Below are 15,001 nucleotides of genomic sequence, written 5' to 3'. Positions count from 1 at the left end.
GCTGAATAGGCGATGAAGCGTGGGAGTCGCCTGGGCGACTCGAATCAGGATCGCAGGCCGACGGCGCGATAGGCTTCGTGAAGCGTCGGCGCTGCCAGCTCAACGGCTTTCTCCGCACCCGCCGCAAGGATGCCATCGAGCATCGCCGGATCATTCCGCAATTCGATCAAACGCTCGCGGAGCGGCGCAAGCAGGGCGATCGTCGCATCCGCCAGCGCGGGCTTGAAGGCACCGAAGCCTTGGCCGGAAAACCGCTGCAGAACCGCTGCCGGAGATTCCCCGGTTACCGCAGCCATGATTCCCACGAGATTCCGCGCTTCCGGCCTACCGGCCAACAACTCCGGATCGTCGGGCAGGGGCTCCGGATCGGTCTTCGCCTTGCGAAGCTTTTGCGCGATGACGTCATCACTATCAGTGAGATGGATGCGGCTCGCCTCCGACGGGTCCGACTTGGACATTTTCGACGCTCCGTCGCGAAGGCTCATCACGCGAGCTGCGGTGCCGCCGCCGATGTAGGGCTCCGGCGCAACGAACAGCTCGACGTCGAAATCATTGTTGAACTTCACCGCGATGTCGCGAGCCAACTCGATATGCTGCTTCTGGTCCTCGCCGACCGGGACGTGGGTCGCCTTGTAGACGAGGACGTCGGCGGCCTGGAGCACCGGATAGGTGAACAGTCCGACGCTTGCGCCTTCGCGGTTTTTGCCAGCCTTGTCCTTCCATTGCGTCATGCGATTAAGCCACCCCATTCGGGCCGTTCCCTGGAGAATCCAGGCAAGTTCCGGATGGGCTGGAACCGCGCTTTGCGCAAACAGAGTGGACTTGGCGGGATCAATGCCGCTGGCTATCAGCGCCGCCGCCATTTCGCGGACGTTGCCCCGCAGGATGGCGGGATCGACATCGACGGTCAGCGCATGAAGGTCGGCGAGGAAGAACAGGCATTCCGCCTCATCCTGCATGCGGACCCAGCGAAGGATCGCGCCCAGCAAATTGCCAAGGTGGAGGTCGCCTGTCGGCTGGATCCCGGAAACCACGCGCATCGGCTGATCGGTCATTGGACGGGCTTTTTCCTTCTCAGAGCGGCGATTGCTTCCCGATCCATTCCGCCAATCATCCACGCGACAGCAAAATAGATCGCGCCACCGATCCCGACGAGCGCTCCCAAGGCGAGAACGCGCTCGACGACGCCGCCGAGGAACATGTCGCCGGCCAAAATGCGGATTCCGTAAAGCGCCGCAGCCATGGCCAGAGCGGCGATCATCTGCTTTGAAATGCGAAGGACCAGCCACGCCGGCATACGAAAATGTCCCTTTGCATAGAGAATGCCGAACAGGAGCGCGAAGTTGATCCACGCGCTGACGGAAGTCACCGTCGCAAGACTGTAAATGCCAATTATGGGAATGAGGACGAAGTTGGCGACGATCCCCAGGCCGAGCACGGCCATCGCGATCCGTACGGGAGTCTTGACGTTCTTGCGGGCGTAGAAGGCGGGCGTCAGCACCTTGACCAAAACGTAGGCAGGAAGTCCAGTGACCAGGATTGCCAGGATGTTGCCCGTTACGCGCGCGTCTTCCACGCTATATTCGCCGCCCTGGTAGAGGGCGCCGATGATGGGACCCGCTGCGACTACAAGCGCCAACGTGGCAGGTAAGGTTAACAGCATCGACAGGTCGAATGCGCGAGCCTGCACGTCTGACGCGTCGTCCTCATTGCCTCGTGCAATCGCTTGGCTGATTGCCGGGAGGATGGCGACGCCAAGCGCCGTTCCGATAATCGACAAGGGAAGTTGGTTCAGCCGGTCAGCGTAGGAGAGCTTTGTGAGCGCGCCTTCCCCAAGTTGCGATGAGAAGTAAGCGTAAAACAGCTGGCTTATCTGATAAACGCCGGCTGCAAGCGTCGCGGGCAGCACTAGGATTACCAGTTCGCGCACTGCTGGCGTCAGGCGAGGCTTACCAAAACGAAGCTTCACGCCTGCCTTCTGCACCGCGACCCAGCAGAGCGCGAACTGCAATATTCCGCCCACCAACACAGCCCAGGCCATGTAGCGCACCACCTCGATCTTGTCTGACGGGGCGATCAACAGCGCTACGATTAGCGTAAGGTTGAGCAACGCGGGCGCAAACGCGGCTACGGCGAAACGCGTCAGGGAATTCAAGATTCCTGACAGAAGGGCGACTAAGCTGATGAACAGCAGGTAGGGGAAGGTCCAGCGGGTTAACTCAACCGCCAACTCCATTTTCCCCGGCGTGTCGGCATAATCTGGCACAACCAACAACAGCACGCCCGGCATGAAAACCACGAACAGCAACGTGACGGCCAAGAGGGCCGGCATGAACACCGAAAGGATTTCATTGGAGAACGCCTCAGCTTCCTTATCCCCGCCGGATGCCAGCCGTCGGCTGAACAATGGGACGAAGCCGGACGAAAAGGCACCCTCCGCGAAGAGTCGGCGGAAGATGTTCGGGAGCAGGAAGGCGAGGTTGAAGGCGTCGTTGGCGTGGCTGGCGCCGAGGATCCGCGAGCCGATCATGTCCCGGGCGAAGCCCAGGACCCGGCTGACCATGGTCAGGCCGCCGATCGACCCGATCGCCCGATAAAGGTTCAAGGACCCGCCTTCTAGTTAGGCGTGGCCGACCGGGGGCTCGCCATCGCCGCCCGGCTGGCCCTGCGCCTGCTGCTGAGCTTCGAGCTGGGCCATGTAGGCGGCGCCGAAATCGATCGGGTCGAGCAGAACGGGTGGGAAGCCGAGGTTCTGGACCGCTTCGGCAATAATCTGCCGCGCGAACGGAAAGAGCAGGCGGGGCGCCTCGACGAGAAGGAACGGCGGAAGTGCGTCCTCTGGAATGTTGCGGAAGCCAAACAGGCCGGCATAGCTGAGGTCGATGATAAAGTGCGTGCCGTTGGCGGACTTGGCGCTGACCTCGACCTTCAGGATGACTTCGTGGACATCGTCGCCGATCTTGCCCCCGTTGATGCCAAACTGGACATCAAGCGCTGGCTGGTCTGACCATTGGAATACCTGCGGAGCCGACGGGCTCTCAACCGACAGATCCTTGATGTATTGCGCGATCGTGCCGGCCTGCGGCGCTTCTGCGGCACCTTCGCCCATTGCTTCGGGGGCGGCGGTGGTGGTGTCCTGGTCAGCCATGGATTGTCCTTGAGAATCGGCGTTTGAATGACGGAGGCGTGGCGCCGAAACTGCGCCAAGCTTTCGGGGCGAGCGACTAGCAGCCACGCAACTACGGCGCAATGCCGCTGGGGCGGGACGGAGCGCCCTTTGAATCCGCGCGTTGTCTGCACTATGTTGGGCCGTAAAGCTTCTCACTTGGAACGGATTCTTCTTTGACCGCGATTGTCATCCTTGCGCTTGTCGCTTTGTTCATCGGCCTGCGCCTCTACAGCGTGCTGGGTGAGCGCACCGGGCATGAGCAGCCCATCCTGAAACCTGCCGACCCAGAGCAGGCTGCGGCCGGCGTCGACGCACGGTCACATCCCGGCCCGGCGACGGCGACTCCCGCCAGCGACGTCGATGACATGGCGTTTTTGCCGACTGCAGGGCCAGGCGTTCGCGCGCTGCTGGCTGCCGATCCCTCGTTCGATGTCGCCCGCTTTCTCGAAGGATCAAAGGCTGCCTACCGCCTGATCCTCGAGGCATTCTGGAAGGGCGAGGTCGAATCGATGCGTCCCTATGTCGACGGCCATGTGTTCGACACGTTCGCCGGAGCGGTCGAGGAGCGGGCCAAGGACGGCCTCGTGCTCGACAACCGGCTGGTCGCGATCGATCAGGCGGTCATCGCTGGTGCAGAACTGGATCGCAGCGTGGCGCTCGTTACTGTGCGGTTCGAAGCCGATATTGCCGCCGTCACTCGCAACAAGGACGGTGATGTCGTCGCTGGCTCGCTGTCGGACGCGGTGCAGACGCGCGATCGCTGGACGTTCCGCCGCGATATCGCATCGCGCGATCCCAACTGGCTCCTCGTCGAAACCGACGAGGAAGAGTGAGGGTCCTTCTTCGCGCGCTGGCGCTGTCCGCCAGCCTGCTCGTTGCCGCGTGCGCTACTCGCGGCCCGCAGCCGGCCGAGCCTGTGACACCGGCGCCTGCGCCGACGCCTGTTCCGTCGCCTCCGCCGCCTGAAAATGCGCGGGCGGCGGGTGCGTCGCTTGCGACGCCGGCGCTGCTCAATGCTGCAGAGTCGAGCCGGGCGTTAAGGGCGTTTCGCATTAGTTGCCCGGCGCTGGTCAAACGGCAGGACCAGTCCGGCCTGACCACCGTTGCCGACTGGCGGCCCCTGTGCGCAGAAGCTGCAACCGTTACCGAAGCCGGGGCGCCTGCATTCTTCCGCGACCGGTTTGAATGGGTTCGTGTTGGTAGCGGAGAGGCGTTTGCCACGGGATATTATGAGCCGGAAATCCGGGGGTCGCGTACCCGGCAGCCGGGCTATAATACGCCGGTATATGGCGTTCCCCAGGACTTGACCCGCTGTACCCGCCCCGATGGCGGGCAGGGCAGGGGGCGAATCGACGAAACGGGAACGTGCGTTCTCTATTACACCAGAGCGGAGATCGAGGACGGGGCGCTCGTCGGCAAGGTGCCGGAGATTGCATGGGTCGCGGATCCGATCGATCTTTTCTTCCTGCAGATTCAGGGGTCGGGGCGTCTGTTACTGCCTGATGGCGGCGTCATGAGGATCGGTTACGCTAACCAAAACGGCCGTGAATATGTCGCGATTGGACGATTGTTACGGGAACGGAACATCCTGCCGGCGGGCGGCGCTGACATGAAGGCGATCGTCGCGTGGATCCGTGCTAATCCGGAAGAGGGCCGCGCACTGATGCGGGAAAACCTCAGCTACATCTTCTTCAAGGAACTGATTGGACCCGGTCCCTTGGGTGCGCTGAACGTGCCCGTTACGCCGCGCGGGACGGTGGCGACCGATCCGAAATTCGTTCCGCTGGGCGCACCGGCTTATCTATTGATGGAACGGCCCGAGGCATCCGGCTTATGGGTGGCGCAGGATACTGGCGGGGCGATTAAGGGCGCCAATCGCTTCGACACCTTCTGGGGCGCGGGGGCTTGGGCCGAGGCGACTGCCGGGGGGATGTCGTCGAAGGGCCGTGCGATCATTCTGTTGCCGAAGGGCACGGTGGCCCGTGCGCAACCTCTCCCCTGAAGAAGCCGAATTGTGGGCGAAGGTCACCGCAACCATTCGCCCGTTATCGCGCGAGCCTTTAGAGTCCGAGCCGGAGCAAAGGTCTCCTGTGACTTTGGCTCCACCGCGAGGAAGAGTTCCTCCACCGAGGCCGGTTGCAAAGATATCAAAACCTGCTGCAGCGCTCCAGCAGGCGACGCTGGACGGGAGTTGGGACCGCAAGTTGCGGACTGGCAGGATCGATCCAGACCGGACGCTCGACCTGCACGGGCACGGACTGGACAGCGCGTGGGAAGCCATCGACCGTGCACTCGAACGCTCGATTGCTGCCGGCGAGCGCGTGCTCCTGTTGATTACCGGCCACGAGCGGAAGGGTGACCCGCCGCTGCTGAGAGGACGGATCCGGGCGGCGGTTCATGATTGGTTGGCGGTTTCCCGGCATTCGTCGCGGATTGCGGCAGTACGGGCAGCGCACCGGCGCCATGGCGGGGGAGGAAGCCTCTATATCATCCTTCGCCGGACCTGACCCTTCCACCCTTTTTTAACCTCACCTGTTTAGGACTGGGCCGATATCCCGTGACAGGAAGGTCCGGGCGGCGAGGGGCGGTCTGATTTCCACGTTGAAGGAAGGTACGGCGCAGAAAGTCAGCAACGCCCTTCTATCGGGCGCGGCAGGCTTTGCTTCGTTCGTATTTTCGCTGATCGCCTTCCTCTACATCACTAGCTTCAACGAGCAGGTGATCGCGTCGATTGTCGCAGGCGCCTTCTGCCTGCTGGTGAGTTACATCGCCTCCGAACGGCCGAACAGCGAGAGTGCCCGCGCCTTGTCAGCGTTGGGTGAGCGGCTGCTCGCTGTGGAGCAGGGCGACCTAACTAGCCCAACACCCAAGATCGTCCGGGACTCGATGCCGAAGCTCGCCACCGCCGTCGACAGTCTCTTCGCCGAGGTGCGTGCGTCGATCGAGAACGCCCACGCACTCGGCATGTACGATCCGGTTACGTCCCTGCCAAACCGGCTGCATTTCCGCGCTGAAGCGGACAAGATGCTGGCATCGCGAGCGCAGGATGCGCTGGCTGCGATGCTTTTCGTCGACCTTGATCGGTTTAAGAACGTCAATGACAGCCTGGGCCACGCTCGCGGTGATCAGCTGCTCATCATGGTCGCCAACCGGCTGCGCGTGGTAGTCACTGCCGAAATCGGCGAAGGCGCAGGTCCGCGTCCGCTGCTTGCGCGCCTAGCGGGAGACGAATTCACCATCTTCTTCCCAACCATGGAAGCTGCAGCGGACGCCGAGCGCGTGGCCCGCCGCATCGCCTTGGCCATTTCCGAACCGTTCGAACTGCACGGTCACAGCATCGATATCGGCGCGTCGGTCGGCGTTGCCCTTGCGCCAGAGCATGGCAGCACGATCGAATCGCTGATGCGTGCCGCCGACATTGCCATGTACCGTGCCAAGAATAGCGGCGGCGGCCGTTATTGCCTGTTCAGCGAGGAACTGGCCGAAGAGCATCAGCGGAAGATCGACACGGAAGCCGCGCTGAGCGAGGCGGTACAGCGCGGAGAATTCGTCCTCGCGCTCCAGCCGCAGCTCAGCTTTGCAACCGGCGAAGTGAGCGGCGCCGAAGCTCTTTTGCGCTGGAATCACCCGCGAGAAGGGATGCGGCTTCCTAACAGCTTCATTCCGGTGGCGGAACAGACCGGCATCATCGCAGAACTGGGCGACTGGGTCATTGCTGAGGTCGCCTCGATGCTGGCTGAATGGCAATCGCAGGGTATCGAGCGCCGCCTGGCGTTTAACGTCAGCCCACGCCAGCTCGACCGGGCCGACTTCTTCCAGCGACTTCGTACGACCTTGTCCGACGCGGGTGTTCCGCTATCGCTGGTCGAACTTGAATTCACCGAAAGCGCGGCGATGGAATGTTCGCAGCATGTGCTGGACGAAATTGCCGCGCTGCGCCGCGAGGGCGCGTCGATCGCCATCGATGACTTCGGCACCGGCTACTCCAACCTCGCCCGGCTGCGCACCATGCCACTTGATCGCGTCAAGTTGGACCCGTCCCTGATCAAGGATATCGAATCGAGCGAACAAGCGCGTGTCGTGGTCCAGGCGGTGGTCCAGTTAATCAAGGGTGTCGGCGCGGAGATCGTGGCGGAAGCCGTGGAAACGGCAGCACAGGCCGATATCCTTCGCGCCATGGGGTGCGAGACGGTGCAGGGCTTTGTATTCGCCCACCCAATGTTCGAGGAAGAATATCTGAACTGGACACAAAACGCCGAGCGCGGATCGCGCAGCGTCGCCTAGTTGAACAGCTTGTCCAGGACCCGGCCGTAAATCCGCGACAGCGTGCGGATATCCTCGACCGCCGCATGTTCGCCCACCTTGTGCATCGTCGCATTGGGCAGGCCGAAGTCTACCACCGGGCAGAGGCTGATCAGAAACCGCCCATCGGACGTGCCGCCGCTGGTCGATAATTCGGGTTCGATCCCGGTTTCCTCGCGGATCGCCGACACGATTAGGTCGTAAAGCTCGCCCGGCGGGGTCAGGAACGCCTCGCCCGAAATCCGGGCGCGGACCGACGATCCGGGCGCTTCCCGCTCAACGACTTCCTCGACCATGCGGACAAGGTCTGCACCCTTTTGCAAATTGTTGAACCGGATGTTGAGCTGGGCGGTGGCCGAGCCGGGAATGACGTTGCTGGCCTGCGTGGGCGTCGAGATTGCCGTGAATTCCAGGTTTGATGGCGGAAAGGCATCCGTGCCGTCGTCCAGGTGATGGTCGGTCAAGGCATTCACAATGCGCGCAAGGCTTGGCACCGGATTATCGGCGCGATGTGGATAGGCAACGTGACCTTGCGTGCCCAAGACGTCGATCCACATGTTGACCGATCCTCGTCGGCCGATCTTGATTGTGTCTCCCAGCCGGTCGACCGATGTCGGCTCGCCAATCAAAATCATGTCGGGACGAATGTCCCGCTCGTTCAGCCAATCAATGATGCGCGGCGTTCCGTAGGTCGCATAGCCTTCCTCGTCGCCCGTGATGAGCAACGATAACGTACCCTTTTCCCGAGGGGCACTCGCCACCGCGGCGATAAAAGCCGCGATCGCGCTTTTCATGTCGTTGGCGCCGCGACCGGTCAGAATGCCATCCTCGATCACCGGATCGAACGGGTCGCTGCTCCACCCTTCGCCGGGGGGAACGACATCGACATGGCCCGCAAAGCCGAAATGCGGCCCGCCGGACCCACGCATCGCTACCATGTTCTCGGTTGGTCCATCGGGCGCCTCACCTAGGACGAAGCGATGCACGGCGAAGCCAAGCGGAACCAGCGCCTCTTCGAGCAGGTCGAATACCTCGCCGCGCGCGGGCGTGATGCTGGGGCAAGCGATGAGGCGCCGGGCGAATTCCACGGGGTCGATGGACGAAGTCATGACGGTGGCGTAGCAAGGCTGTCGCCATGCCGAAAGTCGATCTTGCCCAAATCGAAGAAAGCAACCGCACCGGCTATCCGCCGCCCTATTCCGATGATGTGAAGGGCCGCTGGGCCCGCCGCCTCGGTCCGGTTCTCGGCTTAGAGGACTTCGGCGCAAATATCGTCCGGCTGGAGCCTGGCGCATGGTCGAGCCAGCGCCATTGGCACGAGGCGGAAGACGAAATCCTCATCATGCTGGAAGGGGAGGCCGTGCTGGTCGAGGAAGGTTCGCGCACGACCCTGAAGCCCGGCGATGTCGCCGCCTGGCGCAAAGGCGTAGCCAACGGCCATCACTTGATCAACGAAAGCGGGTCCGACTGCTCATTTTTCGTGATTGGCCGAGCGCCGGCCGCCGACTGTCACTATCCGGACATCGACCTGCATGTGGACGGGGCGACCAGCCGTTACGTTCACAAGGACGGCAGTCCCTACTAGTTTGAGGGCGTTTCGTATTGCTCAATAACCCAGGGTTCTTCCTGGGCGAGCTCGATCCACTCGACGACATCCGCGCGATGCAGCACTGCTTCCATGTATGTCGCGGCAAACGGAGGGATGGGCACGCCGTAGGTTACGAACCGCGTCACCACCGGCGCGAACATGATGTCCGCCGCGCTCCAGTCAGAGAAAAGATATTCGCCTTCGCCGCCGTGCCTTGCGCGCGCCTGCGCCCACAGGTTCAGGATTCGGACGACATCGGCCTCCACTGCGGGTGACAAGGGGACCGATCCGAAATTCTTGCGGACGTTCATCGGCAATTCTCTACGAAGCGCCGAAAAGCCAGAATGCATTTCGGCTGCCATCGACCTAGCCATCGCGCGCGCCGATTCGTCTTCGGGCCAGAATCGCTCGCGCCCGACGCGGTCCGCGCAGAATTCGATGATCGCCAGGCTGTCCCAGACGACGCAGTCGCCGTCCCAAAGGATCGGCACCTTGCCCAGCGACGGCGCGAATTCATCGCCTTCGCGGCGCTGCTCCCATGCTTCATCGAACAGCGGAACAACCAGTTCCTCAAATTCCAGTTCGGCATGTTTCAGTGCCAGCCAGCCACGCATCGACCAACTAGAATAGGCCCGATTGCCGATAATCAGCTTCATTGAAGGACCGCCTCCAGGATTGCGGTTCTCAACTCCGGCAGCCCCGCGCCGGTTTCACTGGATGTCGGCAGGATGAGCGGATGGGCCGCCGGATGCTTCGCCGCCTCGGCGCGGATGATCTCCAGGGTCTTATCCAGCTCCGTCGGCTTCACCTTGTCGGCCTTGGTGAGGACCAGGTGATAGCTCACCGCTGCATCGTCGAGCATCTTCATGACGTCGCGGTCGACATCCTTCAGACCGTGGCGAGCATCGATCAGCACCAGCGCGCGCTTCAGCACTTGGCGCCCGCGAAGATAGTCGTTGATCAGGAAGCGCCAGCGCTTGACCATGTCCTTGGGCGCTTCGGCAAAGCCGTAGCCTGGCATGTCGACCAGCCGGAACACCAGCGGATCCCTGCCGACGTCAAAATAATTCAGCTCCTGGGTGCGCCCAGGGGTGTTCGAAGCGCGCGCCAGCTTGTTGCGGTTGGTAACCGCGTTGATCAGCGAGCTCTTGCCGACGTTCGACCTGCCAGCGAACGCAATCTCTGGCACAGTCGGGTCGGGCAGGTGCTGCAGCTGCGGGGCCGACTTCAGGAAGTCGATCGGCCCCGAAAACAGCTTGCGTGCCCGCTCGGGAAGGTCGTCCGTTTCGATCATTTTTTCGAGACCACCGGTTCGGTCGGCGGGTTCATTTCATGGTCGTAGCGGTAATAGAGCCACTTCTGCTGCGCGATGGTCAGGATGTTGGAAACCACCCAGTAGAGCTGCAGGCCCGCAGCGAACGGTGCCATCACGAACATCAGAATCCAGGGCATGAAGCCGAAAATCTGTTGCTGTACGGGGTCCATCTGCTGCGGGTTCAACTTGAACTGAAGCCACATGGTGACGCCAAGCAAAATCGGCAGCACACCAATGGCTAGGAAGCCCGGCGGCGTGAAGTCGAGCAGGCCGAACAAATTGACCGGGGTCAGCGGGTCTGGCGCGCTGAGATCCTTGATCCACAGCGCGAACGGTTGGTGGCGCATTTCGACGCTTACCATCAACACCTTGTAGAGCGCGTAGAAGACCGGAATCTGCAGCAGGATCGGCAAGCAGCCCGACGCCGGGTTGATCTTCTCAGTCTGGTACAGCTTCAGCATCTCCTGCTGCAGGCGCTGCTTGTCGTCCTTATAGCGTTCCTGGAGCGCCTTCATCTTCGGCTGGACGCGGCGCATGCCGGCCATGGAGCGGAATCCCTTGTCGGCAATCGGGAACATGAGCAGCCGAACGATGAAGGTCAGGCAGATGATCGCCACGCCGAAGTTGCCGGTGACCTTGAACAGCCAGTTGAGCAGGTCGAAGATGGGCCGCATGAACCATTCGAACCAGCCCCAGTCGATCGACTTGGACAGCTTGGTGACCCCGGCATCCTCATAAGTGTCGAGCAGGCGCTTCTCCTTTGCGCCAGCGAACAGGCGGGTGTCGCCGCTGACCGCCTGGCCTGGGGCGACAATGAAGGGCGCTCCGGCATAGTCAGCCTGGTAGGCGCCGCTGGCGCTCTTGCGCAGACTCGCTTCGATCGGTGCGCCATCCGCCGGGACCAGCGCGGTCAGCCAATATTTGTCGGTGAAACCCAGCCAGCCGCCGCGGCTGTCGCGGGTCACGCCAGCCTTGTTCTCGTCAAGTGTTTCCCAGTCAACGCCATAGTCTGCCTTGCCTCCGAGGAAGCTGATCGGACCAACATGCTGGGTCCAGGTCGACGGGTCGGCGCTCTTCTCGGAGCGGCTGGCCAGCCCGTAGGAACGGAGCCCAACGGCGCCGGTGCCCTGGTTCACGACCCGCTGCTTGACCGAGAAAAGATAGCCGTCGTCGATCGATAAAATTAGCTCGAACCGCTGGCCGGTCGGGTTGCTCCAGCTTAACGTGACTGGCTTTCCGGGCGCCAAGGTCTGCGAGCTCGCGGTCCACAGCGTGTCCGGGCCGGGCGTGGCGATGCCCTGTCCGGTCCACCCAAACTGGGCGAAATACGCCTGCGGTGTCCCGGCCGGCGAGAGAAGACGTACAGCCGGGGAGTCCTTAGCAATCGATTCTCGCTGTTCGACCAGCACGAGGTCGTCGATCCTGGCGCCCTTCAGATTAATCGATCCCTCGAGGCGCGGTGTTTCGATGCCGACACGGGGTGATTCGGCCAACACCACGTCGCGGTTGCGGATCGCACGCGGCGTATCGGCGCCGGGATCGGCCTGCGGTTGGGGAAGGGGCTTAACCTTGCCGTTGTCGACCTGCTGCGTCTGCGGGCCGGCGGTCGGGAAAAAGGTATCGGACAAGAGGCTCCAACCGATCAGCACCATCGCGCTCAACACGATGGCGAGGAGCATGTTCTTATTGTCGTTCACTTTGCTCTCTTGTCCTTGAATGTCAGGGGACCGGATCCGGACCCTGTCCCCCCCAGGGATGGCAACGGAAGATTCGCTTGAGCGCGAGCCAACCGCCCTTGGCGGCGCCATAGCGCCGAAGTGCGGTGATCGCATAGGCCGAACAGCTGGGCTGGAAGCGGCAGGAAGGCGGCAGGATCCTGCTGGGTCCCAGTTGCCACCCACGCGTCAGCAGGATGAGCGCCCGGGCGATCATGCCGCGGCAAGTTTCTTCAATGCGCGCTTCAGCTCGAACTGCAGGCTCGCATAATCGCGCTCGATGCCTCCAGACCGGCCGATCAATACATGGTCTGCGCCGGCAATGCCGTGATCGGCGAGCGTCTCGCGAGCAAGGGAGCGAAACCGTCGCTTCATGCGGTTGCGGACGACGGCGTTGCCGATTTTCTTGGTGACCGTGAACCCGATGCGCATTTTCGAATCGCCATCACCGCGCGGGCGGACGAGCAGGACGAAACCGGGCATGGGGGCGCGCTTGCCGCGGTTGGCGGCGAGGAAATCCGCGCGCTTGGTCAGGATGACTAGGCGCTGAGCTTCTTGCGGCCGCGGGCGCGGCGCGCGTTCAGCACCTTCCGTCCGCCGACCGTCGCCATGCGGCTGCGGAACCCGTGCCGCCGCTTGCGGACCAGATTGCTCGGCTGGAAAGTGCGCTTCATCGCTCATGCCTTCAAAATCGAATGAGAAAAGGCCGCCGAAGCGGCCGTTGTTGAGGGCGCCGATAGTCGGATGGGCCGATGAAGTCAACGCTCCGGATCGCCCGGCATCTCAGGAGCGCGCACCGGTGGACCGGGAATTTTCGACGCGACCGGGCCTTCTGCCAGCTCGTCGGCGGGCGGCGGACAGCCAAGTTCTTCGCGCTCCTTGCGAATCTCTTCACGGCGCTTGGCGCTTTGCCGCCGAAGCCCCCAATCGGCCCAGCGCCCTGCCTTCGGCTGCCACCGCTTGAAATGAACGTAGCGGCGCTTGGCCCACATGCTCGTCTTAAGGACCATTGCCAGACCGATAGCGAACACGAAAATGCCACCCGGCCCTGGAATGACGCCGGCCAGTGGCGACAGCACCATCAGAAGAACGCCGACGACGAATATCGTCCACTCGACCACCGGATGGTCGATGAAGGCCTGCCATTTTTCACGCGTGAACATGGGCGGGCATGTGGGCAGGCGAGCTAGCCGCGACAAGGTGCCTGCGCATCGTTCCGGCGACCGGCTAGGCTCGCTCTGCCGAAGCTAGGGGGACGGTGCCCAGGCTCTCCCGCTATTTCTGGCGGGGCGTTTTCAGATCTTCGCCCGGGCTTTGCAGCTGGCCCGCCTTTTGCGCCAACACGGCTTCATGCAGTTGCGGAACGCGATTGCCGCGACGCGACCCAGTTCGCCCGAAACATCCTGAAAGCGCGGGTCGGCGAATTGCTGCTCGTCGAGCTGGACGACCGGCATGCCTGTTCGAGGCTCGGGAGCATTTCTTCGGAGGGACTTGCGAGATTTTGCCATACCGAGCCTTTCTCGTCCGTGAAAGCCTCACGGGCCGGGTTGCCCCGCGTTCCCGTCGTGCTAAGGGGACGCACGCGTGCCCCCGTGGCGGAATTGGTAGACGCGCTCGACTCAAAATCGAGTTCCGCAAGGAGTGTCCGTTCGAGTCGGACCGGGGGCACCATCGAGGCTCGACGATATGATGGCTTACCGCGCCATCTAGCTAAGCCGACCGCCGATGGTAATGTCGCACCATGGATGCGCGCACAGGGGCAACGGGCGATTCGCATGGCAATGACCTGGAGTCGCTCCAGGTCAAACGGGTGCGACTGCTTGCATCACTGACGTTGATCGGTGGAATCGGCCTGTTGCTGGCAACGCCGTTCGCATTGCGCGCCGGTGCCGAATTCTTCCTGCCAGTCACCGCGGCGCTCGTCGTTGCCATCGCGCTGGTGCCGATGCTGGAATGGTTCGAGCGGCGCGGAGTGCCGCCCAAGCTCGCATCAGGGCTGTGCGTCCTGATCTTTCTGGCGATCGCGATATTTGCGGTGGCGGCCATCGTCATTCCGGCGATCGACTGGGTCGCGCTCATCCCGCAGCGAATCAATCGGGTGACCGAAGCGCTTGCGCCGCTGCTTGACCTATATTCGAATCTCGAAAAGTTCATCGATCAGACCGCAGCGAAAATCTCCATTGAGGCCGACAATGCGCGGACCGTGCGGGTCGAAACGCCGAATTCCATGCTCGGGATTATTACTGCATCTGCGCCGCATGCCGCCGTACAGCTGTTTTTCGCGCTGCTGGTCATTTACTTCTTCCTCGCTGGTTGGACCGGCATGCGAAAACGCACCATCGTTAGCCGCGGCAGTTTTGAAGGCGCCCTGACCACGGCCCGCGTCATTCAGCAGACAGTCGACGCGACCTCGACCTATATCGGCACCATCACCGTCATCAACGTTGCTCTGGGGGCGCTGACCGCAGCTATTCTTTGGGCGCTGGGGATGGATTCACCCCTCATGTGGGGCGGCATCGTCGCGGTGCTCAATTATATTCCCTACTTGGGGCCGATCGCGGCATCGCTCCTGCTTGCACTTGGCGGATTAATGACTTTTGTCGATCCGTGGGCGGCGCTGCTGCCTCCGGCCATTTTTATCGCGCTTCACATGATCGAGGCGAATGCGATCACGCCGATGATCGTTGGGAAGCGCCTGACTATCAACCCGCTGCTGATCCTAGTGTCGCTGTCCTTTTGGGCCTGGGTCTGGGGGACGACGGGTGCGCTGCTGGCCGTACCACTGCTGATTATCTTCAAGACAGTCTTCGCCGCGGCCGGCACGCCGGACATTGCCGGCTTCCTGTTCGAGGACGGGACGCTGACCCATGTCGGCGAAGATGAAGAAAAAGACGATTAGGCTTGTTGACAGC

Annotated in this window: 17 protein-coding genes and 1 tRNA gene; 7 read left to right on the top strand and 11 right to left on the bottom strand. The window is 62.3% G+C overall.

Annotated features, from left to right (window positions below; translation table 11 throughout):
• Nucleotides 1–44 precede the first annotated feature (44 nt).
• From trpS to secB, 3 genes are read right to left on the bottom strand one after another with little or no spacing between them, the layout of a single operon-like run.
• Entirely contained in the window at nt 45–1,055 is a 1,011-nt protein-coding gene (gene trpS / locus D3M59_RS02010; RefSeq protein WP_407695421.1) for a tryptophan--tRNA ligase, read from the bottom strand.
• Nucleotides 1,052–2,605 (bottom strand): murein biosynthesis integral membrane protein MurJ, encoded by a 1,554-nt coding sequence (gene murJ, locus D3M59_RS02005; protein WP_119531111.1) that lies wholly within the window; start codon nt 2,603–2,605, stop codon nt 1,052–1,054. The genes trpS and murJ overlap by 4 nt, the downstream gene beginning before the upstream one ends.
• A 15-nt stretch (nt 2,606–2,620) precedes the next feature.
• Nucleotides 2,621–3,148, bottom strand: a complete 528-nt coding sequence (gene secB / locus D3M59_RS02000) for a protein-export chaperone SecB (RefSeq protein WP_119531109.1) — start codon at nt 3,146–3,148, stop codon at nt 2,621–2,623.
• Nucleotides 3,149–3,342: 194 nt separating this feature from the next.
• Here secB and D3M59_RS01995 point away from each other — a divergent pair, with 194 nt between their 5' ends.
• The 4 genes from D3M59_RS01995 (at nt 3,343) to D3M59_RS01980 (ending at nt 7,453) form a co-directional block, all read left to right on the top strand.
• A complete protein-coding gene (locus tag D3M59_RS01995; RefSeq protein WP_119531107.1) occupies nt 3,343–4,002 on the top strand; it encodes a Tim44/TimA family putative adaptor protein in 660 nt (219 codons plus the stop codon).
• Nucleotides 3,999–5,171 (top strand): murein transglycosylase A, encoded by a 1,173-nt coding sequence (gene mltA, locus D3M59_RS01990; protein ID WP_119531105.1) that lies wholly within the window; start codon nt 3,999–4,001, stop codon nt 5,169–5,171. The genes D3M59_RS01995 and mltA overlap by 4 nt, the downstream gene beginning before the upstream one ends.
• Before the next feature lie 202 nt (nt 5,172–5,373).
• Entirely contained in the window at nt 5,374–5,676 is a 303-nt protein-coding gene (locus D3M59_RS12385) for a Smr/MutS family protein (protein ID WP_325048593.1), read from the top strand.
• Nucleotides 5,677–5,770: 94 nt separating this feature from the next.
• Complete coding sequence (locus tag D3M59_RS01980; protein ID WP_119531101.1) at nt 5,771–7,453, top strand: putative bifunctional diguanylate cyclase/phosphodiesterase; 1,683 nt, start codon at nt 5,771–5,773, stop codon at nt 7,451–7,453.
• On the opposite strand, the gene dapE is transcribed toward D3M59_RS01980, so the two are convergent.
• The gene (gene dapE, locus D3M59_RS01975; RefSeq protein WP_119531099.1) at nt 7,450–8,580 is read right to left on the bottom strand and encodes a succinyl-diaminopimelate desuccinylase; all 1,131 of its coding nucleotides are present in this window, start codon (nt 8,578–8,580) and stop codon (nt 7,450–7,452) included. The genes D3M59_RS01980 and dapE overlap by 4 nt on opposite strands.
• A 26-nt stretch (nt 8,581–8,606) precedes the next feature.
• Between dapE and D3M59_RS01970 the strand changes: the two genes are divergently transcribed.
• Complete coding sequence (locus D3M59_RS01970; RefSeq protein WP_119531097.1) at nt 8,607–9,056, top strand: cupin domain-containing protein; 450 nt, start codon at nt 8,607–8,609, stop codon at nt 9,054–9,056.
• Here D3M59_RS01970 and D3M59_RS01965 read toward each other — a convergent pair.
• The 7 genes from D3M59_RS01965 to D3M59_RS01935 all read right to left on the bottom strand — a co-directional run bounded on the left by D3M59_RS01965 (nt 9,053) and on the right by D3M59_RS01935 (nt 13,252).
• Complete coding sequence (locus D3M59_RS01965; protein WP_119531095.1) at nt 9,053–9,715, bottom strand: glutathione S-transferase family protein; 663 nt, start codon at nt 9,713–9,715, stop codon at nt 9,053–9,055. The two genes, D3M59_RS01970 and D3M59_RS01965, sit on opposite strands and share 4 nt — an antisense overlap.
• On the bottom strand, nt 9,712–10,353 hold the full coding sequence (gene yihA / locus D3M59_RS01960) for a ribosome biogenesis GTP-binding protein YihA/YsxC (RefSeq protein WP_119531093.1): 642 nt from the start codon (nt 10,351–10,353) through the stop codon (nt 9,712–9,714). Before yihA ends, D3M59_RS01965 begins: the two co-directional genes overlap by 4 nt.
• On the bottom strand, nt 10,350–12,071 hold the full coding sequence (gene yidC, locus D3M59_RS01955; RefSeq protein ID WP_119531091.1) for a membrane protein insertase YidC: 1,722 nt from the start codon (nt 12,069–12,071) through the stop codon (nt 10,350–10,352). The genes yihA and yidC overlap by 4 nt, the downstream gene beginning before the upstream one ends.
• 22 nt (nt 12,072–12,093) lie before the next feature.
• Nucleotides 12,094–12,306: a membrane protein insertion efficiency factor YidD gene (gene yidD, locus D3M59_RS01950; RefSeq protein ID WP_119531089.1), complete on the bottom strand. Its 213-nt coding sequence runs from the start codon at nt 12,304–12,306 to the stop codon at nt 12,094–12,096.
• Nucleotides 12,303–12,623: a ribonuclease P protein component gene (gene rnpA, locus D3M59_RS01945; protein ID WP_199662395.1), complete on the bottom strand. Its 321-nt coding sequence runs from the start codon at nt 12,621–12,623 to the stop codon at nt 12,303–12,305. The genes yidD and rnpA overlap by 4 nt, the downstream gene beginning before the upstream one ends.
• A gap of 5 nt (nt 12,624–12,628) precedes the next feature.
• Nucleotides 12,629–12,763, bottom strand: a complete 135-nt coding sequence (gene rpmH, locus D3M59_RS01940) for a 50S ribosomal protein L34 (protein WP_037504084.1) — start codon at nt 12,761–12,763, stop codon at nt 12,629–12,631.
• Between the two features lie 84 nt (nt 12,764–12,847).
• Nucleotides 12,848–13,252 (bottom strand): hypothetical protein, encoded by a 405-nt coding sequence (locus D3M59_RS01935; RefSeq protein WP_233543099.1) that lies wholly within the window; start codon nt 13,250–13,252, stop codon nt 12,848–12,850.
• Between the two features lie 423 nt (nt 13,253–13,675).
• Between D3M59_RS01935 and D3M59_RS01930 the strand changes: the two genes are divergently transcribed.
• Together D3M59_RS01930 and D3M59_RS01925 are read left to right on the top strand one after the other, a co-directional pair.
• A tRNA-Leu gene (locus D3M59_RS01930) sits at nt 13,676–13,760 on the top strand.
• A 70-nt stretch (nt 13,761–13,830) separates the two neighbouring features.
• Nucleotides 13,831–14,988: an AI-2E family transporter gene (locus tag D3M59_RS01925; protein WP_119531087.1), complete on the top strand. Its 1,158-nt coding sequence runs from the start codon at nt 13,831–13,833 to the stop codon at nt 14,986–14,988.
• Nucleotides 14,989–15,001: the final 13 nt, after the last annotated feature.

It is taken from the genome of Sphingomonas edaphi (assembly GCF_003583725.1).
GTDB lineage: Bacteria > Pseudomonadota > Alphaproteobacteria > Sphingomonadales > Sphingomonadaceae > Sphingomicrobium > Sphingomicrobium edaphi.
The sequence above is the reverse complement of the archived record's forward strand: the minus strand, read 5'-3'. Positions and strand labels throughout refer to the sequence as shown.

Bases quoted from the DNA above. Each gene is read 5' to 3' on its own strand.
- D3M59_RS01925 (WP_119531087.1), top strand. From the start codon at position 13,831: ATGGATGCGCGCACAGGGGCAACGGGCGATTCGCATGGCAATGACCTG.
- D3M59_RS01970 (WP_119531097.1), top strand. From the start codon at position 8,607: ATGCCGAAAGTCGATCTTGCCCAAATCGAAGAAAGCAACCGCACCGGC.
- D3M59_RS01965 (WP_119531095.1), bottom strand. From the start codon at position 9,715: ATGAAGCTGATTATCGGCAATCGGGCCTATTCTAGTTGGTCGATGCGT.
- D3M59_RS01935 (WP_233543099.1), bottom strand. From the start codon at position 13,252: ATGTTCACGCGTGAAAAATGGCAGGCCTTCATCGACCATCCGGTGGTC.
- rpmH (WP_037504084.1), bottom strand. From the start codon at position 12,763: ATGAAGCGCACTTTCCAGCCGAGCAATCTGGTCCGCAAGCGGCGGCAC.
- secB (WP_119531109.1), bottom strand. From the start codon at position 3,148: ATGGCTGACCAGGACACCACCACCGCCGCCCCCGAAGCAATGGGCGAA.
- trpS (WP_407695421.1), bottom strand. From the start codon at position 1,055: ATGACCGATCAGCCGATGCGCGTGGTTTCCGGGATCCAGCCGACAGGC.
- yihA (WP_119531093.1), bottom strand. From the start codon at position 10,353: ATGATCGAAACGGACGACCTTCCCGAGCGGGCACGCAAGCTGTTTTCG.
- dapE (WP_119531099.1), bottom strand. From the start codon at position 8,580: ATGACTTCGTCCATCGACCCCGTGGAATTCGCCCGGCGCCTCATCGCT.
- yidD (WP_119531089.1), bottom strand. From the start codon at position 12,306: ATGATCGCCCGGGCGCTCATCCTGCTGACGCGTGGGTGGCAACTGGGA.